We start from the raw sequence: 24,497 nt of genomic DNA, 5'->3' as shown, positions 1-24,497 counted from the left end.
CCACCCATGGTGGCGAGGGAGGTTCGCGCGAGGTTCAGGCCGGATCCCGCTTCAGCCCGGCGGCGGTCAGTAACAGGTCGAGTACGGCCTCCGCGCCGCTGAACGGCACAGGCTCGCACCCCACCACCTCGATCAGCCCACGGAGCCTGCCGTCGGACTGCTCGGGTTCTACCAGGCGGACGATCACCGTTCTCATCTGAGCACGATCTCCCCGCGCGGTTCAGGTCTGGTTCAGGTGGGGTGTGGAGCGGGCTCGACCTCCAGCTCGCGCATCAGCTCCGCGTAGAGCTGGTAGCGCCTGCGGGCGTCGCCGCGGCGGCCGGCCAGGTCGAGTACGCGTACCAGACCGAGGTGGGCGCGCTCGTCGTAGCGGTCGCGTTCCAGCAGCCGCAGCCAGTAGCGGGCGGCCTCGTCGTAGCGCCGTTCGCCGGCCCGCGCCCTGGCGAGCCTGGCCGCCGCCTGCACGTACGCCAGCCTGGCCTGCTCGCGCAGCCCCACGGCCCAGTCCGCGTACGGGTCCTCCTCACAGAACTCCCCGCCGTACGAGCGCTCGGCCGCCGCCCACCGCTCCAGCGCCTCCGCAGTCCTGCCCGCCTGATCGAGCCGTACGGCCTGAGCCACCAGCCCCAGGAACTCCTCCACGTCGACCCCGACGTTGTCCAGCTCCAGCCGCAGCGCCCCCTCGTCGGAGACCACGAACGCGTCGGCGGGCCACTCGTGCCCCGGGTCGAGCACCGCGCGCAGCGTGGACACCATGACGTTCAGCCGCCGCAGTCCGACCGCCTCGTCCTCCTGCTCCGGCCAGAGGATCTCGACCAGGCGCTCCCTGCCGATGCCGCTCCCCCTGCGGCTGACCAGAATCTTCAGCAGGTCACGCGCCTTGCGCGACTGCCAGGCCGTACGCGGGATGGGCACCGCGCCGCGCAGCACCCTGAACGTGCCCATCGTCTCGACGACCACCTTCGCGCCCGGCGGGGGAGCCGCGCGGGCGACCAGCGCGTCGATGCGGTCGTCGAGGGCCCGGCAGCCGATGGCGTGCATGCGCTCGCGCACACTCGCGGCCACCTCGCCACCCGCCTCGGGGTCGGCCAAGGCGGCCCTGACCAGCTCGGCCCTGGCCTGCCCGATCGGGTCGCCGAGCCGCGCCCACCGAGTCACCGCCTCGTCGGCCGCCGAAGGGTCGCCGTTGAGCTCGGCCCGCAACTCGGCGATGGCGGCCTGGGCGGCGTGGTCGCGGCGGCTCACCGCGACGGGCTCGGTCTCGTCGAGCAGCGCCCCGGCGTCGTCCCGGCGTCCGGCGGCCAGGGCGACGCGGGCGGCGGCGACCATGGCCGTCACCCCGGCGATGCCCTGGGCATGTTCGAGGGCCTGGGCGGCGACGCGGGTGGCCTCGTCGGGGTCGACGTCGGCCAGGAGTTCGGCGAGGCCGTTGAGCGCGTACGAGAGCGACTGCACCTCACCCGACGGCGTCGCGTCCGCGATGACCCGCCGGTAGAGCGCGGCCGCCTTCTCGCGGTCGCCGCGCAGGGCGTGGATGGCGGCCAGCCGGTTCAGGCCCGCGCCGGTCAGCCTGGAGCCCATCGCCTCCCACCGGGCGGCCGCGTCGGCGGCCTCGCCGGCCGCCTCCTCCAGGCGGCCCAGGCCGATCAGGGCCTTGGCGCGGTTGGCCACGTTGAGGGCGGCATAAGGGGCGAACGGCACCATGTCGACCAGCCGGCCGGCGACCTCCGTCTCGGCCAGGGCGTCGGCGTAGGCGGCCTCGTCGAGGTGGCGGGAGGCCCGGTTGGCGTGGATGCGGATGAGCTGGATCAGGTCGCCCGCCCGCTCGGCGTATTCCAGGGCGCGCAGGTAGTGGGCGTCGTTGGCGCGGCGGTCGCCGTCGAGGGAGGCCAGCATCGCCAGCGCCGTGTGGGCCATCGCCAGGGCGCCCGGCTCACCCACGAGCCTGGCCTGTTCGAGCGCCTTGTCGGCCAGCTCGGCGCAGCCCGCCCTGTCGCCCCTCATCCACAGAACGGTGGCCATGGACGCGGCGCACCTGACGGCGTCGGCGGACGGGAGGCCGTACGCGTGGCCCCGCTCGTACGTGGCCATGGCCTGGTCGAGGTCGCCGCGCATGTAGTCGATGAAGCCCAGCCGCCAGGCCAGGAACGCGTCGAACGCGGGCCCGTCCGCCGCCTGGGCGAGCAGCTCGCGGGCGCGGGCCCAGTTGCCGCGGTTCTGCTCGGCGACGCCGGCCAGCTTGAGCAGCGGGGGAGCGCGCCTGGCGGGCTCGGGCAGCAGCTCCAGCGCGGCGAGCACGTCTCCGCGCTCGGCCAGGCGCAGGCCGTGGGCGTCGAGCAGGGCGATGGCCAGGTCGGCGTGCCCTGTCGCGACCGCAGCGCGCAGGGCCGGCTCGGGCTGGTCGTGCTCGACGTACCAGCGGGCGGCCACCGCCGCCACGTCGTGGGCCTCGTGCGGGTCCAAGGGGGCGTGCCTGGCCAGCACGTGCCCGCTGGCGGCGGTCAGCCGGTAGCCGTCGTCGCCGGTCTCCAGGAACAGGCCGCGGCTGGTCAGCGAGTCGAGCGTGCCGGGCGGCGCGCCCAGCGTGGCGGCCAGCTCGGTGGTCAGCACCGGCAGGACCGTGGCGGCGCGCAGCAGCTCGCGCATGGCGTCGGGCAGGTCCTTGAACGCGGCCAGCGTGAGGCGTTCGAGCGTGGCCGAGCCGGCGGTCAGGCTCGCGACGGTGCCGGGCCAGGTGGCGGGCTCGCCGCGGGCCAGGGCGTCGAGCGCGGCCTGTACGGCGGCCGGCCAGCCGCCGCACATCCTGTGGAGGGTGCCGGCGATGGCCGTGCCCGCGTCGCCCAGCCGGGAGCGTACCCAGGTGGCGGTCTCGTCCGCGGTGAGGGCGAGGTCGGTGGCGTCGAGGTCGAGCACTTCGAGGTCCTGGCGCAGCCGCGCGGTCGGGAACGGCAGTGGGGCCCGCGACGCGGTGACCAGGTGCAGGTGGCGGGGCGCGGCGCGTACCAGTGTCTCCACGTAACGCACCGCACCTGGCGCGCCCGCGATCGCCTCGATGCCGTCGAAAATGAGGACCAGGCCGCGCCGCGGCCGCCGGGCCAGCGCCTCGGCCAGCGCGCCCGCCAGCGCCGCCGCCCTGGTCAGCTCGTCGGCGTCGGGGCCGAGCGGGGCTCCCGCGGCGGTCACCAGGTCGGCGGGCAGCTCAGGCGCGCGCTCCGACAGCGCCGAGGCCACCGCTCCCGCCAGCGTCGGGAGGTCGCGGTCTTCGGGCCCGAGCCGGTGCAACACCGCTCCCACGGCCTGGCTCCAACCGGCCAGCGCGGTCGACTTCCCGTAGCCTGTGGTCGCCACGAGCGAGGTGAGCCTGTGTGTCAGTGCGCCGTCGAGCCGCCGGTCGAGGGCGGGACGCGGTTGCACCCACCCTCGTTCCACCACCGCATGCTACGCCCCGGTTCGTGAGCGACTCCAGAGTTCGCAAAGTGCCACCTCCCGGTAACCAGCGGGAAGGCGCACTATGGTCGTACTTCGACAGGAGGCACCGTGGAACAGGAGCTGCCCGGCGGTCCGCGGCTGATCGTCGGTGTGGACGAATCCCCGGCCGCACGCTGGGCACTGGCGTGGGCCATCGGCGCGGCCAGGCTGCACCGGATGGTCCTCGTGGCCGTGCACGTCAGCCGCGCGCCCGTCCATCCGTTCCCCGAGGCGCTGCCCGTGCAGCACGCGGTCAGGATGGGTGAGGAGGCGCGCTGCACCGAGGTGATCGCCGCCGCGTTCGACGACGTGGCGGGCGGGGTGCCGGAGGATCTCACGACGATCGTGGTCGGCAGGGTGGGCGATCCGGGCTACCACCTGGTCGACCTGGCCCGCGAGGGCGACCTGCTGGTGCTGGGGCGCGGGCGGCGGGGTGTGCTCAGCCGCATCTTCCTGCCCTCGACCAGCATGTACTGCGCGCGGCACGCGCGGACGACGGTGGTGATCGTGCAGCAGCCGTCGCCGCCCGACGACCCGGAGCTGTCGGGTGAGCGCGGCCGCCGGTTCTGGAGCCGGCGACATCCCTGATCACCTTTCAGTGGTGGTCGTGGGTGGCAGAGGGGGCGTGTCCGTCCGAGAGGACGGCCGTGGCGGTGAAGCTCGCCGTACGGACCTTGCCGTCGTGCTTGAAGTCCAGGAACAACCGGTAGTCGCCGCGGCTGGGCGCTTCGGCATAGAACGTAATCTCCGGCCCCGCCTTGTCGCCTTTTTCGGGATGTACGTGGAGATAGGCCATATCGCCGGCGCGGAGGGCGACGAGGTGACCGTACGCGCCGAGGTAGGGCTCCAGGTCGGTGATCGGCTCGCCGCCCTTGTTGACGGTCAGTGTGAGCTTGCTCTGCTGACCGGGGACGATGTTTCCGGCGAGGTTGACCGTGTAGTCGTCGACGGCCGAGACGCGGCTGACGTGCGGCAGGGGCTCGGGCCGGTAGTCGCCCGCGGCCTGCAGGTCCGCGCCGAGCGTGAGCTTTTCGTTGGTGACGAAGTCGGCGAACGCGCGGTACGAGCCCGCCTTCGGCACCGCCAGCTTGACCGACCAGGTGCCGTCGGGGGCCATCTCCGGGTGCACGTGCTGGAAGCTCGTCAGGTCGCGGGAGGCGACGATGAGGTGCATCTTCTTGTCGTGTTCGACCTGGTAGGCGGTGACCGGCTTGCCGTCGGGGCCGATGACGGTGAACCTGAAGTCCGCGGGTGGGCCGGTGGCGATCGAGGTGATCGGGTTGAGCGTGTAGCCGTCCTGGGAGACCTGGAGGCCGCCGGGGGTGTCGCTCTTGGCGGCGGGTGGGGCGGCGTGCGCGTCGCTGTGCGTGTCGCTGTGCCCCGCGGTTGTTTCCGGTGGGGTGGCCGTGGGGCCCACCATCTTGCCCACGCCCAGGGCGCCACCGAAGACGACGGCCAGCCCCAGGGCGTACGTGCTCAGCTTGGCGGCCGTGTTCATGACCGGCCCGCCGGTTCGCCATCGGCCTTGACGGTGGTCATCGTTGTCTCCTCATCTGCGTTCAAGCTCTCTCCATGTTGTACGGATGCGCGGCGTTGTACGGATGCGCGGCGCATCGGGGCGCCTGTGAATATCACGGCCACCACGGCGCCCGCGATCGCGGCCCGGAACCCGCAGGTGATGAACACTGACGCCTGTGCGCGTCCGGGCGGGATATTTGGCATGATCGAGCTGTTGTCCAAGATGACACCTGGAACGATGTCTGGGATGTTGTCCAAGATGGGACGGGCATAGCGGCCCCACCAGGGGTTGTACGCCCGTCCTTCGCACATTCCGCACATCTGGTCCGTGCGCAACACAGGGAGCGCAGCCATCCCTTGCTAGGCTGCTTTGCAACCGTTGGGTCTCACCCCGGCAGGTGAGGCCGTCGAAGAAGTGGGGTCACACCGTGAAGAAGCTGCTCGTTCTGGCGCTGATCGCCCTTGGGGGGCTGCTGATCTGGCGTAAGGTGCAGGCCGACCGCGCAGAGCTCGATCTTTGGACCGAGGCGACCGGCAGCGAGAACTAACCGACCGGCGAGGCGATGAGTGACGTCGTCCCCATCAAGCTGGCGTGCCTGGACCTGGCAGGCACCACAGTCGGTGACATCGCCATGGTCGAGCGCGCCTTCGCCGAGGCGATCGCGACCCAGGGCATAGTGCCCGGGACCGGAGCTTACGCGCGTGCCATGGTTCACGTGCACCGGTCCCGGGGCTGCCCCAAGATCGATGTCTTCCGGGGGATCTTTCCCGGCAACGAGGCGCAGGCCCAGGCGGCGAACCTGACGTTCGAACGCTCCTACGAGGGGGCGTTGGAGCGGGCGGGTCTCGTACCCATGCCCGGAGTCCTGGAGGTCCTCGACAAGCTCAGGGGCACCGGCATCAAGCTCGCCCTGATCACGGGCTTCAGCCGCGCCACCCTGGGCCGCGTCCTGAGCGTGCTGGGCTGGCACGACAAGATCGACCTCGCCATCTCCCCCGAAGACGCCGGCGGCCGCGGCCGCCCCTGGCCGGACATGGTCCTGCACGCGGTGCTCCGAACGGGGGTGGAGGACGTACGCCAGGTGGCCGTCATCGGCGACTCGGAAAGCGACATGCTGTGCGGCCGCCGCGCCGGCGCATCGATCGTGGCTGGGGTGATGACGGGAGTGCACAGCAGGGAGCGCCTCCTGAAGGGCGGCGCCACGCACATCCTGGACTCGATCGCGGACTTCCCGGGCTTGATCCTGAGCGACGACCTTGGTGCGACGCAGGTAGCTTCCTCGGCCCGGTAAGCTATCTTCGTCGAAGGGGCCTTAGCTCAGTTGGCAGAGCGCCTGCTTTGCAAGCAGGAAGTCAGGAGTTCGAATCTCCTAGGCTCCACCGTCGAAGGGGCGGGGTAGGTGGTCCTCGGCCACCCACCCGTTGCCCTATTACCAGGTTGCCTGACGGGACCCCGCCCCGAAGGTCCTCGCTGATCGCTCGGGCTGTCCTTCCCAAAGCCACCCACCCCTTGCCCGGTTACCGGGTGGGCTGGCGGGATCCCACCCGGAGTGGACCTCGCTTCGCTCGGGCTGTTCTCCTGGGGCGCGCCTTCGGCGCCCAAGGTCATCGCGGTGGGCGCTTCGCGCACGGAGGGCTCGGCTGTTTCCTCCAGTCGAGCCAGAGCTTCGACCCCCTGCAGGTCTTCGCTCCGCTCAGATGTTTTTCCATGGGAGGCGCCGGCTGCGCCTGCGCTTCTATCGGTGCGACTGGGCGCTGGCAACGTCCAGGGGATCTCCGGTTCGGACGCAGCAGCCGGTAGCCTTCTAGGCTGACACGGCCGAGGCTCTGTCCGGGCGGTGCCGCTGGTTCACTGCTTTGCCCTTGCTCCGGATGCGACCGGGACCGCGATGTAGCCGGCCGGCAAGGCGGTGCTGAGCGGTCTGGCGGTGATGAGCGTGATCACGCCCAAGTCACCCGCCATGGCCGTACGGCGCGGCCACGCGAGGACGGCAAGTTTCGCCGAGCCGCACACCTTTCCGGCGCTCGGCCGCCTGCTTCTTGATCCAGCGATCCCGAGCCCCAGTACTTGCGGCACCGGGTCTGGCTCTCGTCCAGGCCGACGCTGCATTCGCAGGCGGGCTTGGGCGTCGCCCCCAGGTTGCTGCATGAGCGCCTTGAAGTCGGCAAGGCTCACATCTCTGACTGAATCCAGTGCATTGATACGGGACTCGGCGGAGGTATACCGTTCGCTATACTGCCGTATGTGGCAGACGAATGGGACGTCTACATCGTTGACGAGGTGCGCGAGTGGATCGAGCAACTTGACGACGCGACGCACAGGCGCGTTGTGCAAGCGATCGACGCGCTTGCCGAAGGAGGACCAGGTCTGGGGCGGCCGCTGGTCGATACGATTACCGCTTCGCGTCTGCAGAACTTGAAGGAGCTTCGGCCGGGGACTGTGCGGATCTTGTTCGCCTTCGATCCATGGCGGTCCAGCATCCTGCTGGTCGCGGGTGACAAGGCTGGACGGTGGAATGCCTGGTATGACCACGCCATCCCGCTCGCCGAGCAGCGCTACGAGATCTACATGAAGGAACGACAAGCGGAGGAGGGCAGATCATGACGGGATATGTGCGCTGGCAGGACATTCGTGCTGAGCATGTCGAACGTGCCGGCGGTGAGGAGGCTGTTGAAGCGGGCAAGCAGGAACTCCTCGCCAAGGTGCAAGGACACCGACTTGCTGAGATCCGCCGTAGTCGAGGACTGACCCAACAAGCCCTCGCACAGCGTATGGGGGTCACCAAGGGCCGCATTTCGCAGATCGAGCAAGGCAAGATCTCTGGGCAGGACGTGCTTGCCCGGTACGCCACTGCTCTTGGTGGTCGGCTTCATCAGTCGATCTACTTCGACGATGGTGACATTGCCGCCATCGCTTGACGTGAGGGCGAGAGGGCGTCTTGTACGGTGTCTTGGCCACGGTGGGGTCGCCCTTGTGGCTGAGCAGGCCACCGTACGCGTCCCGCTGTTCTTGGCCTTTCCCCTCTTGAGCCGTCGGGATAATGCGAAGTTGGCTGGGGTGCCGTGTACAGCAGCAAGTACAGCAACACCGCCTTACGTGATCACACGTCATCAGCTCACACCTGCTGTCTGACCAGGTCAAGAACCTTCCTTCGGGGCAACCGGTTCCCGTTTGCAAGCAGGAAGTCAGGAGTTCGAATCTCCTAGGCTCCACTCCAGGTCAAAGGCCACTACCCTTAATCGGGAAGTGGCCTTTGCGATCTTGCACAGCTGCCACAAGGCCCCTCTGCGGCATTCACTGGGGGCGAGTGACCGGAACTACCGCAATCAGGTGGTCCAGACCTTTGAAATCCTTGGGATTACAGGTGTACAGAGGGAGCCGGTTCGCGATTGCCACACAGGCAATCATCAGATCTGCAGTGCGGGGGCGTGGTTTGCGCCCTGAGGCGATGACGGCCGTCCACAACTGGCCGTACTCGCGGGCTGCAGTGTCGTCGAAGGGAAGTGGATCGAATTCGGCTTCGGCGGTCTGCAGGATCTTCATTCGCTGGGCGAGTTCCTGCGGCCCTGTCGCCACCAAGACGCCGACCGAGAGCTCCGCGGTGGTGATGGCACTGATCATCATCTCATCGGGGAGCTCGTCGGGATCGATGTCGGCGCGCAGGATGAGGATGTTGGTGTCGAGCAGCCCTAGGGCGTGGGTCATCCCTCGTCCTCAGCGAATTCGCGTCTGCCGTATGCACGATCGTAAGGATCGTAGAGATCATCGTTGACGTGGCGGTCCATGTCCTCGCGGTATTTACGGTCGTCCAGCCGGGGCATGCCACGCGACACGGCGGCGAACTCGGCACGCGAAACCGCCCGGCGTCGGCGGCGGAGAGGGACCAGATCACCGATGTGATGGCCATTACGGGTAACGGCGTACCGCTCTCCACGTTCCAGGCCATCCATGATCTCCGCTGACCGGTTACGCAGGTCGCGTTGAGATATCTCATGGGAGCGGTCAGGCTCAGGAGTGCTCATATCTGAAGTCTACTGCGATGTGCCATTCGGTGCTACCGAGTAGCACTCCTGGACACTTATTGAGCCCGAAGGGGCAGTAGTGAGTGGGGAGCGACCGGATGCGGGGGCGAGATCACTTCCCCGGCCGACATAGAGGTTGCTGTACAGCAGAGAAGTACAGCAACGGGGCTACACTGTGGCTCACCCTGACGCCCCTCCAGCACATGCCTGAACAGGGCCGAAGCCTCTCCGGGTCGTGACCGGCTCCCGTTTGCAAGCAGGAAATCAGGAGTTCGAATCTCCTAGGCTCCACCCCCGAAGGGGCCGGGTAGGTGGCCCTCGTGCCACCCACCCGTTGCCCGATTACTAGGTTGCCTGACGGGATCCCACCCCGAAGGTCCTCGCTAATCGCTCGGGCTGCCCTTCCCAAAAGCAACCCAACCCCGTTGCCCGGTTGCCGGGTGGGCTGGCGGGATCCCACCCGGAGCGGGCCTCGCTCCGCTCGGACTGTTTTCTTGGAGCGCGCCTTCGGCGCGCAAGGTCATCGCGGTGGGCGCTTCGCGCAGGGAGGGCTCAGCCCTTGCTTCCAGTCGGGCCGGAGCCCCGACCCCTGAAGGGCTTCGGCTATCGGTATGGGCGGCGACGTTGACGAGCTCGCCACTCCAACGGGTGTCGAGACCGATGAGACGAATTGTGATGCGGTATTTGATGATCTCGCCTTCCAGCGCCTTCGCGGTGAGCGCACGCACTCCGCAGAAGGAGGGCACGGATCCCAACCATCGTGATCAGAATTTTCGGGACTGCCATTGTCGATCTAGACCATGAATCGGATGACTGTAATCAACGTCATCCCGTTCCCTTTTCTCGTGAGAGCTTGCAGGAGTTTCTATGTAGCCCTCGCTAGTGGGACAGTGATAGAGGTGCGACTAAGCATCGTCCGCAGGGTGAAGCTCCAAATCGCTGCAAGCCCTGGAGAAGAGAACAGATTGGGGATTCCCCGAAGCGCACCTTGCCCCTGGAGCTGTCCTATCGTGCACGGGCCATAGCCGACTTCCGGGCTCGCCGCTTCCCTCGGGCCCGTCCTTCGCGAGCCTCGCCAGGTGGAATGGTACGCAAGCCATTTGTGCCGCAGCCTCTGCGCGTGTCGGGGAAGATCAACTGCGCGTTGCCGGCGTTCGTCTCGGCGTCCGGCTCGTGTAGAGCTGCCAGGTCGAGGCCAAGGGTTTCCAGGGCTTTGTCAGCTCGTGCAGGTGGTAGTAGCCGCGCACGCCTAGAACGTGAGGTCGAAGTAGGCCTCCGCGTAGTCGCCGCTCGTGGATTCGTCGGTGTTATGCACCCCCGCGAACGGATTGAGGTTCGATTGGGATCCCACTCCCTGGCCGCGCCGGACCCATCCCTTGAAGTCTTTTTGCCCGTCGAGGTCCCAACTGCTGTCGCTGGTCCCCTCGAACAGCTTGGCGACTCCCCGGACCTCCAGGTTGTCAGAATCCTTGCGCCACAGGTAAGTAGCCGTGACTTCGAGTCGGACCTCACCGCCGGCCCGGATTTCGTAGTATTGCTGCACCGGGATTCCGGCGATGAGGTGGAGGTCGACCGAGACCTCGCTCGCCGCCTTCTCGTAGCCGACCTCGGGGTCTCTCTTGGTCTGATCCCATATGGGACCCCACTCGTGGTCCCATGCCTTCAGCAGCACCTTACCGGTGACATGAATGGTGGGCAGATTCAGGGGATTTTCGAGGTTCATGGCTTCCTCCCGCCATTCGGCTGGCATCTGGTGTCCACGTGGCTATTTCACCCGAGAGTCTGCCCTTGCCCCTTAGAAGATAGACGATTACGCGACCGCTGGCCACCACCGCGAACCCGCAAAGAAATCTACAAAGTCACGATCGGCGCGATTTCTGGAGGTTTGATCATTGGCTTGAAGGCGGCGGCAACGGCGGAACACGAAATTCCGGTCGCACCGGATGTTGATTAATACTCCTTCTCCGCCGTGTCAACCGTCAAATTGTGCCGAACTTGAGCCGGTCTTATCACAGAGCCGCTTTTCCTGACGCGCACGCGCCGGCGCCCCGGGTCGCGTACTTAGCGCATTGACTGCATGCGCTAAGTAATCATGGCTGGTTGGGTCATGCAGTAGCGGAGGCGTGACATGGGCCTTTTCGACCTGCCCTTTCCACCAGTATGTCGATGCGATCGGCCCGATCACCTGCCCACCAGCGGCCAAGCGCCGCTCAACGATGGCGCGACAGATCGCATGGGCCCCATCGCGGTTGCCGACAGCCACGCGAACCTCAACACATTCAGCCATGCCTCTCACACTGCCGAATTGTTCTCATGGGTACGTATCGCGTGCGGCCTGGGGGCCGTTCTCGCGCGCGCCCGCCACTCGGGCCGCGACGGGCACAAACTTCACGGTCTGGCCCCGCCGCACTCACAGCGATATGCCCCGGCTTACCGGACAATGTGGCTGATCACCTTGTAGATGGTGGATGGCGATGAGGTTCGGCGCTCAGTTCGTGCATCCCGAGACCCTGCCCGTTACGTGCGAGCGCTCCCATCGCCAGGCCTACGAAAAGCCGTACTCGTCGATCCATAGATCGGCTCCAGCTCTGTTAAGGCAACTGATGGCTTCTTCGTCAAGATAGAGCCCTCGCGGCCTGGGACCCTCTCCCGGTTCGAACGACCGGAACATGACCAACGTGGCCTCTGCGCCACCAGCGGTCAGCTCTCCGATTCGATCCCAGACGCCGGCCAACTGATTCATCACGGCTTCCACCTGTTCATCGAGCGAGGTGGTCTCCGCAAGGCCGGAGTCGAGCGCCCATTCGTGTCGTGGCGGTATCAGGCGTCCACTCTTCCTGCCGAGGCGTGACTCCTTCGCCTCCGATCGAGTCGGCTCCACGCCCACGTACTGGGTGATCTGTCCGGGATCCAGTTCGTCGGACTTGATCATAAAGTAGACCCGCTGCTCGACGATCACGTGAACACGGTAGCGGTTAAAAGGTTGGCCGGCGCTTGCGAGACCGGGGCAGGGGCAGTCGCTTCCACTGCTCAAGACTTTGATCGTTGTGGCGGTTGATCACGGTCGCTCGTGGGGCCTGACTATCCTGATCACCGTCGACCTGGGACTACGTCCTCAAGATCCTGACAGTCCCGGGAAGCACGGATTCGATCCACGACCTACGCATACCCGTCGCTCCTGTCTACCGGACATCGCCCTGGATCCGTGACAATCAAACCTGTGCGGAGTGAGGGGCGAGAGGTGCTTATCGGAGGAGACAGGTGATTGAGAGATGTCCCCCGCGGTTCGGGCGCGGTTGGGTCAGGCTGATGTCTCTTGCGGGCGTTGCTCTGGTTCTCTTGGTCGGAGTCCATCTGCCTAATATCGACGAACCAGAGAGGGCTGGTCGATCAATCCCTTCGCCGGCCGGACCCGGCGACACATCGAATTTCAAGATCATCAATAAGGAACAGCATATCGATATCGCTGACTTCGACCAGAAGGACAGTCCATTGTGGCCGTTGGTCGAGGAGCTTCGTAGGGCCGGTCTCCAGAGCGGCTCCGCGACCGTGGAGCCCGAATAAGGAGAACTGATCCAGGCTGATCTTGCAATGGCATCGGGTTCATGGTCGGTGCCGTCGCTCTTGCCATCTTCGAGCAGCGCGACAAGGGAGACGCCTGACGGTAACGGTTCCGAACGAACCCAGATCAACTCAGCCGGGTACACCGGCGCACTCCGTGGCGGGAGCCGTACGACAAGGCCATTGTTCGTGTTGATGAGGAAGAGGTCAGCCGCTTGATCACGCGCCACTAAGGGCGGTCAACCACGGGCTGTCCTTCCTAGAGCAAACCCGCCCTTGCCCGGTTACCGGGCGGGCTGCGTAGTGGGATCCCATCCGGAGCGGACTTCGTTTCGCTTGGAAGTCCTTTCTCAGGTGCGTCTTCGGTACGCGAGGTCATCACGGTGGGCGCTTCGCGCGAGGAGGGTCAGCCGTTGCTTCCAGTCGGGCCGGAGCCCCGACCCCTGAAGGGCTTCACTTCGCGAAGACGTTTGTAGCCGGAGGTGATCGAAGATCCGGGGGTTTCCTAACCCCGGTTCTGTCGAACCATGCCGTGGTCAGCTTGATCGGGTTGCGGTGAGTACGGCGATGTCACGGTCGAAGCAGACGATGATGTGGCCTTGTGGGGTGGCGGCCACGGCATTGACCAAGTCGGGGAATTCGATGCCGGGACTGATCTTGCTGAAGGTGGTGAGGCTCCATGCCGCTACCGTTCTGTGGCTGGCGGCAACCGCGATGGGGTGGCCGTCGACGGTGGTGGCGGCGAGGGCGCTCACGGCTCCCGTGGGAAGTTGGCCGATCTGCTGAGCGGTGATGACGTCCCATACCTTCATCGGCCGGTCGCGCCAGTCATCGTTCGTGGTGATGGCGATGGGTCGTCCGTCCACGACGGTGGCGGCCACGAGGCGTACCGGTTTGCCGTTGTTTCCGGTGGTCTGGAGTCCGGTGTCGCGGTTACTGGCGAGGTCGCGGACCCGGAAGCCGCCGCCCCACCGTCCGAGTAAGGCGATGGGCTGGTCGTCGAGCGTGGTGGTGGCGAGGTCGTGTACCCATCGATGGTCGCTCTTGCGGGGGTTGCCGGTCTCTTCGCCGGTGCGGAGATCCCATACCCGGATGGTCTTGTCGTCGCCGGCGGTGATGGCCCGGGGTGGGTCGCCCGTGTTGTCGGCCGCGATGGCGGTTATTGGGAGGTGGTGGGCGGTCAACGGTGGTCTGGCCGCTTTGCCCAGTGTGAGGTCCCAGAAGTGGACATTGCCGTCCTTGCCTCCGATGATCGCCACCGCGCGATCGTCCACTTGGGTCGCGGCCACCGCAGTGACGGAGCCGGTGGTGTCCGTGAGTGGCCGGCACACCTGGTCGCCGGTGTCCAGATCCCATACTCGTACGGTTTCGTCATCGCCGCCGGTGACCGCCACCGGTCGGCCGGCCACTGATGTGGTGGCCACCGCCGTGATCGCGGCGTCGTGACGAACTGGTTTGCCGGCTGGTTCACTGACGACCAGATCGGATACCCGTACCGACCCGCCGTCGCAACTCGACACCACCACCTGCCGGCCGTCCACCACCGCCGTCGCCACCGCATGCACGGTGCGAGGATGCTGCGGGAACAGCTCACCGGTCGGCTTAAACGTTTTCAGGTCCCACACTTGGATGGTCGGCTCGTTGGAGTCGCAGATGATCGCCACCAGTCGGCCGTGCATGACCGTGGTCGTCACGGCCTCCAGGTTCTCGGATCGGGGGAGGTCACTGACCGGCAGTCCGGTGGCCAGGTCCGACAAGCGGGTGGTCGTCTGGTAGCCGCCAGAGATGACCACCTGATGGCCGGCGGTCAGCTCCGCGACCGCAAGCGCGCTCACGTATCCAGTGTGCCCGGTGAACGGGCTGCCCACGGGGTCACCGGTATCCAGGTCCCATACGCGGACCACTGGGCCGCCGCCTGTGACAGCCACCCAGCGGCCGTCCAGCACCGTGGTCGCCACCGCGTACACCGGGCCGGTGTGGCCGCGGAGCGGTGCCATCACCTCCTGCCGCGTTTCCAGATCCCATACGCGTACCGTCGTGTCGTAGCAACCGGCGACCACCACCGGGCGGCCATGGCGTTCCGCGATCGCGAGGGCTTCCACGCTGTCAGCCTGAAGGTCGAACGGGTCACCCACCGGCTTGCCGGACGTGAGTTCCCACACCCGTACGGTGTTGTCGTCACCACCGCTGATCACAACAGGGCGACCGTCCAGAACGGACATCGCCAGCGCCCGCACCGCGTTCGTGTGACCGGTCCATGAGGAGCCGACCTGCTCGCCGGTCGCCAGATCCCAGACTCTTACGGTGCGGTCGCCGCCTCCGGTGATCGCCACGGCACGGCCGTCGATGACCGTGGTCGTCACCGACGCCACCCAATTGGTGTGACCGTCGGTGCTGCCCAACGGCGGGCATGACGTCACGCCCTTCGGCAACAGACTGGTCCAAGCCTGCTGCACCCGCCAGGCAGCAGGACGAATATCCGGGTTCTTATGACGGGACAGTGACGACATGCCGCGCATAGTAGTTGCCGGCACCGGGACGCGTCTCAAGAAGTCCGGGATGGTCGTTTGGGGGTAGGTGGTCTTGGCGGTGCAACCCATTCCTTGCCCGGTTGCCGGGTGGGCCGGCGGGATCCCACCTCGCTTCGCTCGGGCTGTCTTCCTAGGGCGTGCCTCCGGCGTGCAAGGTCATCACTTTGAGCGCTTCGCACCAGCCGGCTCAGCCATTGCTTCCAGTCGGGCCCAGTCTCGACCCGCATAGGCATTCGCTCCGCTCGAACGTTCTTATGAGGGCTGACGTGGATGACCTTGCTGCAGTGCCGTAGTAGAGACTCATCGCCTGTGTGACAGGCTGCACGGTGCCTGTCACGAAGTGGTCCAGCGTAAAAGAGGCGCCTGACCTGTGCGGGCGGTGTCACACTTGCGTACGCCGGACGGCGGTGTTCGGACAGCTCAGTTATAAGGGTTGTCGTAGGTGACGGATCTGGTGCGGCTGTTGTAGGTGTTGCCTGGATAGAACCAGCCGCCCGTCACGTACAAGGTGATGTTCGTGATGGTCGTGGAGTGGGTGTATTCACCGTTGTAGAGGAATAGGTGCAACTGGCAGCCGGAGGGAGCAGGTGCCGTGCCCGTCTGGCCCGGATAGAAGACGGTGCTGCCATTGACGGAGACGTAGAAGTTCGGCATGGGGTAGGACCCGCTTCCCCAGCACAGCCGGAGCGCGTACCTGAACTTTGTGTTCCCGTCGTCGAACGCCAGCGTGCCGGTGAGCTGGGCGAGCATGATTGACGGGCCGGCGTTCGAGTTCACCGTGAGGGACACGGGCAGGTCTGGACCGTAGGTGGCGTGCGCGGGGGTGACGGGCATCAGGATCGCCGCGAGCGTTGCGATGACGATGGCGACAGAGCCGGCCGCACGACGCGCTTTGGAACGTGTCAATTCCAACCTCATCTCTTTCATGATGTCGGCGGAGCGCGCACGGAGACTATTGTCGGGGCCTTCAGGCGTCCAGAGAGACGATGGAGAGTCACTGATTCGGCCCGGCGTTAACTTGTGGCAGGGCGGCTCGCGCGAGAATAGGCGAGGCGTGTCGCCAGGTCGGAGATTGGACCCGCAGAGCCGTAATGCCAGCGCGACGGGTGAAATTTTCATTCCATCGGGACGCGGTCGACTCCGGCGCCGGAGATGATCGGGCCGGGTGATGGCTTTGCGTGTCGGACGCCCGCCCGGTGAGCCTGTTGCTTGTGCCGCTCGGCGAGGTTGAGCCAAACTGCGGCGGCGTGCTCGTAGGTGCCTCGGGCTGTCTCCTCGAACCTGGCGAAGTCGGTACGGCGCAGAACGTAGTACTGGGCGCCCTCGGAGCACAGGATGTACGCCTCACAGCAGGAGGCTTCCTTGACGTGTCGCAGCCTTTGCGGGCTGTGCGATTCCCAGATGTACACGGTGATCACTTCCGGCGGCGCGATGACAGGAATGATGGGGATTGCTGGCGCGCCTGCTCGGGGTTCGGGCGGAGAGGCGCGCCAGGGGAGTTCCATGGCTAGCCAGTGCGGGCCCGCCAGCAGTTGAACAGGTAGGTCTGCCAGGCGAGCACGGCCGCGAGGGCGATGGCGTCCGCCTCCTTGACCTCCTGCGAGACTCCGGTCGCCGCCATGGCCGGGCTGACCTCGTAGCGGAGGCGGGCCGCCCACCACATCTGTCCCGTCGCGTCGGACCCGCGCTGGATCCACCACAGCGGGTACGTGGTGCACAGGACGGAGAGCTGATGGAGTGTCCAGTCCTCGGCATCTCCCGTTTGCGACACCACTCGGAGCAGGTCGTGGTGGGCCGTTTCGAGGAGCGCGTCCAGCTCGGCATCGGTCAGGTCCATGCCGATCACCGTCCAAAGCCCGAAGTGCGTGGGGCGATTTGTGATCTATGCCGAGAAGCACATCGATGTTCCACGGGCTACACCTCCGAAGACCGTACGGTCACCTGTCGCTGGCTGCGGTTGGGCGGCTACCGTGAAGCATGTTCCGGTGACCCGCGTCACACGATGCGTTGCCTGGACGGGGCAACAGGCAACGGGAAGAGGCAACCGTGGGCTTCGGTGAACAACTGCGACACTGGCGCGAACGGCGCAAGGTGTCTCTGTCGGGGCTCGCGCAGGCAACGCACTACTCCAAGGGCTACCTCAGCCGGGTTGAACGACGGCAACGCAAACCGGAGAGGCTGCTCGCCGAGCTCGCCGACGACACCTTGGGCGCCGATGGAAAGCTCGTCGGGGCTTGGGTGATGGAGTTCGGTCCCGAGCCTATGCTTGGGCCAAGCGCAGGAGGTGAGGCAACGAAAAGGCGCACGTTCCTCAAGAGCGCGAGCACCGCAGTGGTAGTGCCGGGGCTGGCAGAGCCCAACCCGCACGTTGACGCGGTCGCGCGGCTTCGGGACGCTCTCGTTCCCGACTCGCCCACCAAGGCGGAGGACATATCCCTGCCGGCGTTCGGACGTGCCGTGACTCGAGCGCGAAGGGACTTCACCGCGGCTCGTTACGCCGGCCTGGCGGACGATCTCGCCGACCTCGTACCTGTTGCCCGCGCCGCCACCGACCCGGCCGGGATCGCGCTCGCCGCACAGGTCTACCATCTCGCGGCCCGGACGCTCATCAAGCTGTCCGCACCGCCGTACGCATGGGTGGCCGCCCACCAGGCCGAGCAGGCAGCTCGAGCGAGCGGTGATCTTCGTGCGATCGCGGAAGCTCGCCGCGACATGGTGAGTCTCTTCCACCGGGCCGCCGGCTACGGCAAGGCACGCGACCTCACCGCGAAGGCGGCGGACATCCTGCGTCCCGCGCTGCCGAAAGCAAGTCCTTCGGCATGGGGCGCGTACGGCACGCTCATGTCCACCGGGGCCATCGCCGCGGCCCGGCTTGAGGATCGGCACACCGCCCTCAGCATGCTCGGCGAAGCGGACGAGGCATCCCATCGCTCACCCAAGCTGGTGTTGTCCGCCGGCCACGTGGTCACGTACCGGATCGGCGTGTCCATCATTCTGGGGGACGCGGGCACGGCCATCGACCACGCGCGGCGCATCGTCCCCGAGGAGATCCCGACCGTGGAGCGGCGGGCCAGCTATTTCACGGGCATCGCCGAGGCGTACACGCTGTGGGGGAAGACGGACCGCGCTGTCCGTGCCCTGCTCATAGCCGAGAAGATCGCCCCCACGGAGATGAGGCGGGCGGGACCACGCCGGGTCATCGAGGACTTGCTGCACCGTGACCCGCACAGCAACCTGTCGGGGTTGCGGGCGTTGGCACGGCGCATGTCTGTGACGCTGTGAACCAGCGGTGAGAAGGTCCTCTCGCCCGGTACGCCACTGCTCTTGGCGGTCGGCTCCATCAGTCGATCTACTCGCGTTGGAGATATCCACGCCACAAGCATCTGGTTCGGCCGTCTCGTGATTTACACACGTTGATCACGACTCATGGCGGTTCATGTCTTCCCGATATCTACGGTCGCCCAGTCGGGGCATGTCACGGGACGCGGCGGTGAACTCGGCGCGGGAGACGGCTTGGCGCTGGCGGCGGAGAGGTCGTTTGGTCGCCTGACGTGCGGTGTTTGACACCTCTTCTGGCTAACCGCTATCTATTGGCTAACCGTTAGGGGGTGGAGGTGTTGGTGATGATCCTCAAGGAATCGTCACACGCGTACCACCTGCGTGCCCGGCCACGGCAGAGTTGCGGCCCGCTGGGCGAGTCGATGAGCCCAGGTCGGAGCCATGATCGCCATAGCGCAAGGACTACGCGTTGACATGTCATGGCGGACGAGCCCCAGCGTCGGCGGGGTGCGCTCTATGTCTGTCGATGACGTCGTAGACCATGTTGCCGGACGAGTGAACAAGGACCCGTGAGTAACAGCAGCCATGATCCAGAGCCGACCGGCCGCCCCTACGACGCCGAGGGGAGGTCTGGCGCGTCGGCTCGGTCGGGGAGGCGGCATCGCTCGTCCCAGAGAAGTACGCCCAGCCACGATGAGAACCCGGCGGCCGACCGGTCGGCGCGAGTTCAGCCGAGCCCTTTAGGGCCGGAGGGTGGGCGGCATCGTGCCGCGTCTTTCGAGGGTGCCCAGAGTTCGCAGCCACGTCCTAGTCGGCGGAGAAGCGTAGAAGGTGCGGGAGGACGCGCCAGGTCGCGGCGCTCCGGCGACCGAGGGCAAGGTGGTCAAGGCGGCCAAGGCGGTCGCGGAGGGATGGGTGGACCGGGCGGTGATGGGCCCGGTGGCGGGCGTGGGCGGTCCGATGAGGGAGATGGCCGGCCTCGTCGTACCGGCTGGAAGCGTTTTGTTCCCAGTTGGAAGATCGTGGTCGTCGGCGTCACGGTGCTGGCGGCGGGTCTCTTTGGCATGATCATGGTGGCGTACGCCTACACCCCGCTACCCCTGCAGACCCAGCGGCAGGCCGTCGAGCAGGGCAGCATCATCTATTACCGGGACGGCAAGACCGAGATCGCGCGGCTCGGCACCAAGCGTGAGATCGTCCCGATCTCCAGGATCCCGCGACATGTTCAGGATGCTTTCATCGCCGCCGAGAATCGCACGTTCCGCACTGATCCGGGCATCTCGGTGTCGGGCATCATGCGGGCGGTGTGGAGTACGGCGACCGGCCGGCAGGTCCAGGGCGGGTCGACGATCACGCAGGAGATGGCGCGGGGCTACTACGACGGCCTCAGCCAGGAGCGGACGCTTCAGCGGAAGGTCAAGGAGATCTTCGTGGCGATCCGTGCCGGTAAGGAGATGTCGAAGGATCAGATCCTGGCCAACTATCTCAACACCATCTATTTCGGCCGGGGCGCGGACGGGATCCAGGCGGCGGCTCAGGCCTACTTCGACAGGGACGTGGACGAGCTGACCCCCGCCCAGGGCGCGTACCTGGCGGGCCGGATCCAGATCCCCGACGCGTTCGACCTGGCGGAGTCGAAGAAGAACTGGGCACCGACCCGGGAGCGGTTCGACTATGTCATCAACGGCATGGCGATCGTCGACCCGGCGAAGTACGGGTCACTGCCCAAAACGGCGAAGTTCCCCAAGCTCGCCCGGATGGACAAGAAGGAGACCCTCAAAGGCATCAACGGCTACATGGTGGACATCGTCCAGCGTGAGCTGGAGAAGCGGGGGATCTCCAGGCAAAGCCTGCGCAGCGAGGGCTACCGGGTCACCACGACGTTCGACAAGAAGCTGATGCTGGCCGCGAAGAAGGCGGTGGAGGGCAACCTCGCCGTCGTCAACGACAAGCGCATCCAGGCGAACATGGCCGCCGTTGACCCGCGCAACGGCCAGGTGATCGCGTTCTACAGCGGCCACGACTACCTGAAGAGCTTCACCAACAACGCCTTCGACGCCAACAAGCAGGCCGCTTCGGCGTTCAAGCCGTACGTGCTGGCCGCCTGGCTCGAGAACGGCTACAGCCTCAAGAGCTACGTGTCCGGCAAGGGACCGGTCACGCTGCCGGGCACCAAGCCGATCGGCAACTCGCACGACGTGGGCGCGGCCGTACAGATCGACCGGGCCACCGCCGAGTCCGTGAACACGGCCTTCGCCACGATGGCGCAGGAGGTCGGTCTGAAGGAAGTGGAGCGGATCGCCGAGGGCGCCGGGATCGACAAGAACGACCTGGAACAGGCGATCAAGGACCACGCGTACGGCATGTCCATCGGTGCCGGCCTGGTCACGCCGGTCGAGCAGGCCGCCGGGTACGGCATCTTCGCCAACGGCGGCGTCCACCACGACGCGCACGTGATCCTCCTGGTCAAGACGTCCAAGGGGAAGACCATCATGAAGGATGCCGTCCCGCCCAAGACGGTCATCACTGCCGATACCGCCGCCGACGTCACGTACGCGATGCAGCAGGTGGTCAAGTACGGCACCGCCAGAGGCACCTCGCTGCCCGGCGGCCGGCCGATCGCCGGCAAGACCGGCACCAACAACGAGAACAAGGAGGCCTGGTTCGTCGGCTACACCCCGCAGCTCTCGACGGCGGTCGGGATGTACAAGGAGGTCCCGCAGATCAACCCGAAGACCAAGAAGGTCATCAAGGACGCCAACGGCTATGCCTTGAAGAAGGAGGTCTCGCTCGGGAACATCCAGGGCGCCGGTACGCCCACCAAGATCTGGCGTGACTTCATGACGATCGCGATGGCCGACAAGGCGGTCGAGCCGTTCCCGGCGCCCGCGTTCGGCGGCCAGACGCACGACCTGGTGCGGAAGCCGACGCCCAAGCCGACGCAGGACCCGTCCGAGGGCGACGACGACCCGTTGTGCTCCACCGACCCCACCTGTGGCAGCCCGGACGCCGGAGATGAGACGACGCCGGACGACAGCGGCGACCCGAGCGACCCCGGCGACACCGTCATCGCCGACGACACCCAGCCCGTCGGCGACGGAACCGGATAGCCGGGCCTGCCAGATGGCGAACCATCGGCTACCGGTGAAACCCGTCCGGCGACGCCGTACAGCTGAGCGAACAACCGGACGGCTTCGATCTGACCGAGAATTCCCCGACGAGCTCGTGAGCGCGTTGGAGCGGCTCCCTCGTTGAAGCACGAACATCGAGATGCTCGCGACTCCTCCGTAAGCTGAGACCGTGTCTCCCACACTGATACTGCTCGACGGCGTCCGCTGGCAGGGCGTGCGCGTGGTCGGTGATCGCGCGCAGACCCTGCTGGCCGTGCTCGCCCTCCACGGCCGTACCGGGGTGAGCGACGAGCGCCTGGTCGAGGAGCTGTGGCCCGACGAGGCGCCGGCCAATCCGACGAAGGCGCTGCAGGTGGTCGTGTCGCGGACCAGGGCGGCGACCGGTGCCGAGGCCGTGGTGCGGATGCCGCGTGGCTACCGGCTGGGCCTGCCCGCCGACCAGGTGGACGCCCTGCTGCTGGCGAAACTGGTGGAGGAGGCGCAGACCGCGCTGGGTGCGGACGACATGACGCTCGCGCGTCGGCGGGCTGAAGAGGGCATGGCGCTCGTAGGCGGCCCGGCCGGAGAGGGCATGGGGCTCGTGGGTGGCCCGGCCGAAGAGGGAATGGGTGGCGGGTCGGACGGGGCCACGGGGGCGGTCGCCGAGTTGCGGGGTGCGGCGGCGAAGTGGGTGGCCGAGGCGCGGCGGGTGGCGGCGATCGCGCGTGGCCGGAGTGGTGCTCACGAAGGCGCGCTGCCGCTGCTGGAGGCGGTCGCGGCCGAGCGGCCGTACGACGAGGAACTGCTGGCCTGCCTGCTGCGCAGCGAGGCCGCCGTGCGCGGTGCGGCCGCCGCTCTGGAGCGGTACGCGCGGTATCGCGAGAATCTGGTCGAGCGGCTCGGCACCGAACCGGGGCCTGAGCTGGCCCGTGTGTACGCCGAGCTGCTCGTGGCGGATCGGCCGGTGCGTGAGGGGATCCTGTTCGACGGGTCCTCGTTGCTCGGGCGCGACGGTGACATTCGCGCGGTGCACGCCCTGTTGCAGACGAACCGGGTGGTTTCCATCATCGGCCCTGGTGGGCTGGGTAAGACGCGGCTGGCTCATGTCGTCGGCAGGAACGCCACGCAGCCCGTCGCGCACTTCGTCGAGCTCGTCGGTGTCTCGTCGCCGGAGGGCGTGGTGGGGGAGGTGGGGTCGGCGCTCGGGGTGCGCGATTCGGTCAGCGGGCGGCGTACGCTGACGGCTGACCAGCGCGCCGACGTACGCGCCCGGATCGCGCAGCACCTCGACCAGGCCCCGGCGCTGCTCATCCTGGACAACTGCGAGCACGTGATCGAGGCCGTCGCCGACCTGGTGGCGTTCCTGACCGTGACCACCCGCGACCTGCGGGTGCTCACCACCTCGCGCGCGCCCTTGTCGATCCCCGCCGAACGCGTCTACTCGCTCGGCGAGCTGCCGGCGGGCGACGCGGTGGAGTTGTTCCGGCAGCGGGCCACGGCCGCCCGCCCGGGGGTGCGGATCGACGAAGGGCTGGTCGAGGAGGTCGTCGCCCGCCTCGACGGGCTGCCGCTGGCGATCGAGCTGGCCGCGGCGAAGGTACGGATGATGTCGGTGGAGGAGATCGCGCGGCGCCTGGCTGACCGGTTCGTGCTGCTGCGCGGTGGCAATCGTACGGCTCCCGACCGGCACCAGACGTTGCTCGCGGTCATCGACTGGTCGTGGAACCTGCTGGACGAGCCGCAGCGGCGGGCGTTGCGGTGGTTGTCGCTGTTCGGCGACGGGTTCACGCTGGCCGCGGCCGAGGACGTAGTCGGCCCGGACGCCCTGCGCACCGTCGACGCGCTGACCGAGCAGTCGATGCTGAGCGTCCGCGAGACGACGCACGGCTTCCGCTACCGCATGCTGGAGACCGTCAGGGAGTTCGGGCGGATGCGGCTGAAGGAGGCCGGCGAGGAGGAGCCCGCCCAGGAGGCGCAGCGGGCGTGGGCGACGGCCTACGCCCTCCGGTACGCCTCCGAGCTGTTCAGCCCGGCGCAGTTCGCGGCGGCCGACGCGTTGCACGCAGAGGAGAGCAACCTCGCCGATCTGCTCCGGCAGGCTCTGGGCCGACACGATCCCGTGACGACGGTCCAGTTGCTGGCCGGCATCGGCGCGCTGTGGTCGATTCGCGGCGATCACTCCCGGGTCTTCATGCACCAGCGCGCGCTCACGCAGGTGATCACCGGCTGGATGCCGCCGCCGCATCTCGTCGAGATGACCAGGGCCGCCATGTTGATCACACTCATGAACACCATGGTCGTGACCGACGCCGGTGGCGGGCCGGTGCACGACCTCCTCCGCAGGCTGCCCACCAGCGACGCCACCGATCCCCGCGTGGCGGCGATCGCCACGGTGGCGCTGGCGTCCAGCGAGTTCGTCGGCGCCGACCTGGCCCGCGTGCTGGCGGAGCTGAGCCGGAGCTCCGACCGTGACGTGGCCTTGGCGGCTACGCAGATGAGCGCCCACGCGCTGGAGAACGCGGGAGACGTCGCCGGGGCGATCGAGGCCGCCGAGCGGACTTTGACGATGCTCAGTGGCGAGGAAGGGCCGTGGTCCATCGCGATCATGCGTGTCGAGCTGGCCCAACTGGTCATGCAGCTCGGCGATCGCCGGCGGGCGGTCGTCCACGCGCGGGCCGCCATCCCGGTGCTCAGCCGGATCGGCGCCACCGACGACGAGATCCAGCTCCGCGCGGTGCTCCTGACCTCCGCGCTCGCCGACGGTGATCTCGACACCGCGGAGGCCGAGCTCGCCGAAATCAGGCGGATCAAGGACACCGAGGCGGTGCTCGGCGGAGTGGCGATGGTCTCGTTGTGCGCGGCCGAGGTCGCCCTCGCCCGTGGCGAGACGGCCACCGCGCTCGCGGAATATCGCCTGGCCGTCGAACGGGCCCGTGACCTGCGCCTGCCTGGCATGCCGACCCCGGCGTCCATGCCGTGGACGATGATGGCGGAGTCGGTCGCCCTG

Annotated in this window: 20 protein-coding genes, 2 tRNA genes and 1 pseudogene; 10 read left to right on the top strand and 13 right to left on the bottom strand. The window is 67.2% G+C overall.

The window, feature by feature from the left end; all coding sequences use genetic code 11:
- Window positions 1-34 precede the first annotated feature (34 nt).
- The gene (locus C4V41_RS61875) at window positions 35-196 is read right to left on the bottom strand and encodes a hypothetical protein (RefSeq protein WP_160150320.1); all 162 of its coding nucleotides are present in this window, start codon (window positions 194-196) and stop codon (window positions 35-37) included.
- 35 nt (window positions 197-231) lie between these two features.
- On the bottom strand, window positions 232-3,414 hold the full coding sequence (locus tag C4V41_RS18205; protein WP_103957060.1) for a BTAD domain-containing putative transcriptional regulator: 3,183 nt from the start codon (window positions 3,412-3,414) through the stop codon (window positions 232-234).
- 123 nt (window positions 3,415-3,537) lie between these two features.
- Between C4V41_RS18205 and C4V41_RS18200 the strand changes: the two genes are divergently transcribed.
- Window positions 3,538-4,056 carry a universal stress protein gene (locus C4V41_RS18200; RefSeq protein ID WP_103957059.1) on the top strand — a complete coding sequence of 173 codons (519 nt, stop codon included), beginning with the start codon at window positions 3,538-3,540 and terminating at the stop codon, window positions 4,054-4,056.
- Window positions 4,057-4,063: 7 nt separating this feature from the next.
- Here the strand turns inward: C4V41_RS18200 and C4V41_RS18195 are convergent, their stop codons facing one another.
- Together C4V41_RS18195 and C4V41_RS60745 are read right to left on the bottom strand one after the other, a co-directional pair.
- On the bottom strand, window positions 4,064-4,966 hold the full coding sequence (locus C4V41_RS18195; protein ID WP_103957058.1) for a hypothetical protein: 903 nt from the start codon (window positions 4,964-4,966) through the stop codon (window positions 4,064-4,066).
- Window positions 4,963-5,208 carry a hypothetical protein gene (locus tag C4V41_RS60745; RefSeq protein WP_146103702.1) on the bottom strand — a complete coding sequence of 82 codons (246 nt, stop codon included), beginning with the start codon at window positions 5,206-5,208 and terminating at the stop codon, window positions 4,963-4,965. The genes C4V41_RS18195 and C4V41_RS60745 overlap by 4 nt, the downstream gene beginning before the upstream one ends.
- Window positions 5,209-5,414: 206 nt before the next feature.
- Between C4V41_RS60745 and C4V41_RS64250 the strand changes: the two genes are divergently transcribed.
- From C4V41_RS64250 to C4V41_RS18175, 5 genes are all read left to right on the top strand, one after another.
- A complete protein-coding gene (locus C4V41_RS64250; protein WP_020542320.1) occupies window positions 5,415-5,534 on the top strand; it encodes a DLW-39 family protein in 120 nt (39 codons plus the stop codon).
- A gap of 15 nt (window positions 5,535-5,549) precedes the next feature.
- Entirely contained in the window at window positions 5,550-6,278 is a 729-nt protein-coding gene (locus C4V41_RS18190; protein WP_103957057.1) for an HAD-IA family hydrolase, read from the top strand.
- A 15-nt stretch (window positions 6,279-6,293) separates the two neighbouring features.
- Window positions 6,294-6,366 (top strand) — tRNA-Ala (locus tag C4V41_RS18185).
- Between the two features lie 865 nt (window positions 6,367-7,231).
- On the top strand, window positions 7,232-7,591 hold the full coding sequence (locus C4V41_RS18180) for a type II toxin-antitoxin system RelE/ParE family toxin (RefSeq protein ID WP_103957056.1): 360 nt from the start codon (window positions 7,232-7,234) through the stop codon (window positions 7,589-7,591).
- Entirely contained in the window at window positions 7,588-7,905 is a 318-nt protein-coding gene (locus C4V41_RS18175) for a helix-turn-helix domain-containing protein (protein ID WP_103957055.1), read from the top strand. Before C4V41_RS18180 ends, C4V41_RS18175 begins: the two co-directional genes overlap by 4 nt.
- A 376-nt stretch (window positions 7,906-8,281) precedes the next feature.
- Here the strand turns inward: C4V41_RS18175 and C4V41_RS18170 are convergent, their stop codons facing one another.
- Together C4V41_RS18170 and C4V41_RS18165 are read right to left on the bottom strand one after the other, a co-directional pair.
- A complete protein-coding gene (locus C4V41_RS18170; RefSeq protein ID WP_103957054.1) occupies window positions 8,282-8,692 on the bottom strand; it encodes a type II toxin-antitoxin system VapC family toxin in 411 nt (136 codons plus the stop codon).
- Window positions 8,689-9,009, bottom strand: coding sequence for a type II toxin-antitoxin system Phd/YefM family antitoxin (locus C4V41_RS18165; protein ID WP_103957053.1), 321 nt, complete (start codon window positions 9,007-9,009; stop codon window positions 8,689-8,691). Before C4V41_RS18165 ends, C4V41_RS18170 begins: the two co-directional genes overlap by 4 nt.
- Window positions 9,010-9,228: 219 nt before the next feature.
- On the opposite strand from C4V41_RS18165, the gene C4V41_RS61870 reads away from it, so the two are divergent.
- A tRNA-Ala gene (locus C4V41_RS61870) sits at window positions 9,229-9,300 on the top strand.
- Between the two features lie 958 nt (window positions 9,301-10,258).
- Here the strand turns inward: C4V41_RS61870 and C4V41_RS18160 are convergent.
- The 7 genes from C4V41_RS18160 to C4V41_RS18130 all read right to left on the bottom strand — a co-directional run bounded on the left by C4V41_RS18160 (window position 10,259) and on the right by C4V41_RS18130 (window position 16,938).
- Window positions 10,259-10,732, bottom strand: coding sequence for a hypothetical protein (locus tag C4V41_RS18160; RefSeq protein WP_103957052.1), 474 nt, complete (start codon window positions 10,730-10,732; stop codon window positions 10,259-10,261).
- A 249-nt stretch (window positions 10,733-10,981) separates the two neighbouring features.
- Window positions 10,982-11,296, bottom strand: a complete 315-nt coding sequence (gene cutA / locus C4V41_RS66125) for a divalent cation tolerance protein CutA (RefSeq protein ID WP_103957051.1) — start codon at window positions 11,294-11,296, stop codon at window positions 10,982-10,984.
- 258 nt (window positions 11,297-11,554) lie between these two features.
- Complete coding sequence (locus C4V41_RS18150) at window positions 11,555-11,968, bottom strand: DUF4279 domain-containing protein (RefSeq protein WP_103957050.1); 414 nt, start codon at window positions 11,966-11,968, stop codon at window positions 11,555-11,557.
- A gap of 1,138 nt (window positions 11,969-13,106) precedes the next feature.
- Window positions 13,107-15,080 (bottom strand): WD40 repeat domain-containing protein, encoded by a 1,974-nt coding sequence (locus tag C4V41_RS18145; RefSeq protein WP_160150319.1) that lies wholly within the window; start codon window positions 15,078-15,080, stop codon window positions 13,107-13,109.
- Between the two features lie 441 nt (window positions 15,081-15,521).
- Window positions 15,522-16,019 (bottom strand): hypothetical protein, encoded by a 498-nt coding sequence (locus C4V41_RS18140; protein ID WP_146103701.1) that lies wholly within the window; start codon window positions 16,017-16,019, stop codon window positions 15,522-15,524.
- A 197-nt stretch (window positions 16,020-16,216) separates the two neighbouring features.
- Window positions 16,217-16,510, bottom strand: a complete 294-nt coding sequence (locus C4V41_RS18135) for a hypothetical protein (RefSeq protein WP_146103700.1) — start codon at window positions 16,508-16,510, stop codon at window positions 16,217-16,219.
- A gap of 98 nt (window positions 16,511-16,608) precedes the next feature.
- Window positions 16,609-16,938, bottom strand: coding sequence for a hypothetical protein (locus tag C4V41_RS18130; protein WP_146103699.1), 330 nt, complete (start codon window positions 16,936-16,938; stop codon window positions 16,609-16,611).
- A 209-nt stretch (window positions 16,939-17,147) separates the two neighbouring features.
- Here C4V41_RS18130 and C4V41_RS18125 point away from each other — a divergent pair, with 209 nt between their 5' ends.
- The 3 genes and pseudogenes from C4V41_RS18125 to C4V41_RS64245 all read left to right on the top strand — a co-directional run.
- Window positions 17,148-18,383 (top strand): helix-turn-helix domain-containing protein, encoded by a 1,236-nt coding sequence (locus C4V41_RS18125; protein ID WP_160150318.1) that lies wholly within the window; start codon window positions 17,148-17,150, stop codon window positions 18,381-18,383.
- A 1,019-nt stretch (window positions 18,384-19,402) separates the two neighbouring features.
- Window positions 19,403-21,490, top strand: coding sequence for a transglycosylase domain-containing protein (locus tag C4V41_RS18120; RefSeq protein WP_160150317.1), 2,088 nt, complete (start codon window positions 19,403-19,405; stop codon window positions 21,488-21,490).
- A gap of 424 nt (window positions 21,491-21,914) precedes the next feature.
- Window positions 21,915-23,201, top strand: a pseudogene (locus C4V41_RS64245) (ATP-binding protein); the annotation flags it as partial.
- Window positions 23,202-24,497: the final 1,296 nt, after the last annotated feature.

The sequence above is a fragment of the Nonomuraea solani genome (assembly GCF_900108335.1).
Lineage (GTDB): Bacteria > Actinomycetota > Actinomycetes > Streptosporangiales > Streptosporangiaceae > Nonomuraea > Nonomuraea solani.
This window is presented reverse-complemented; position numbering and strand designations above follow the sequence as displayed.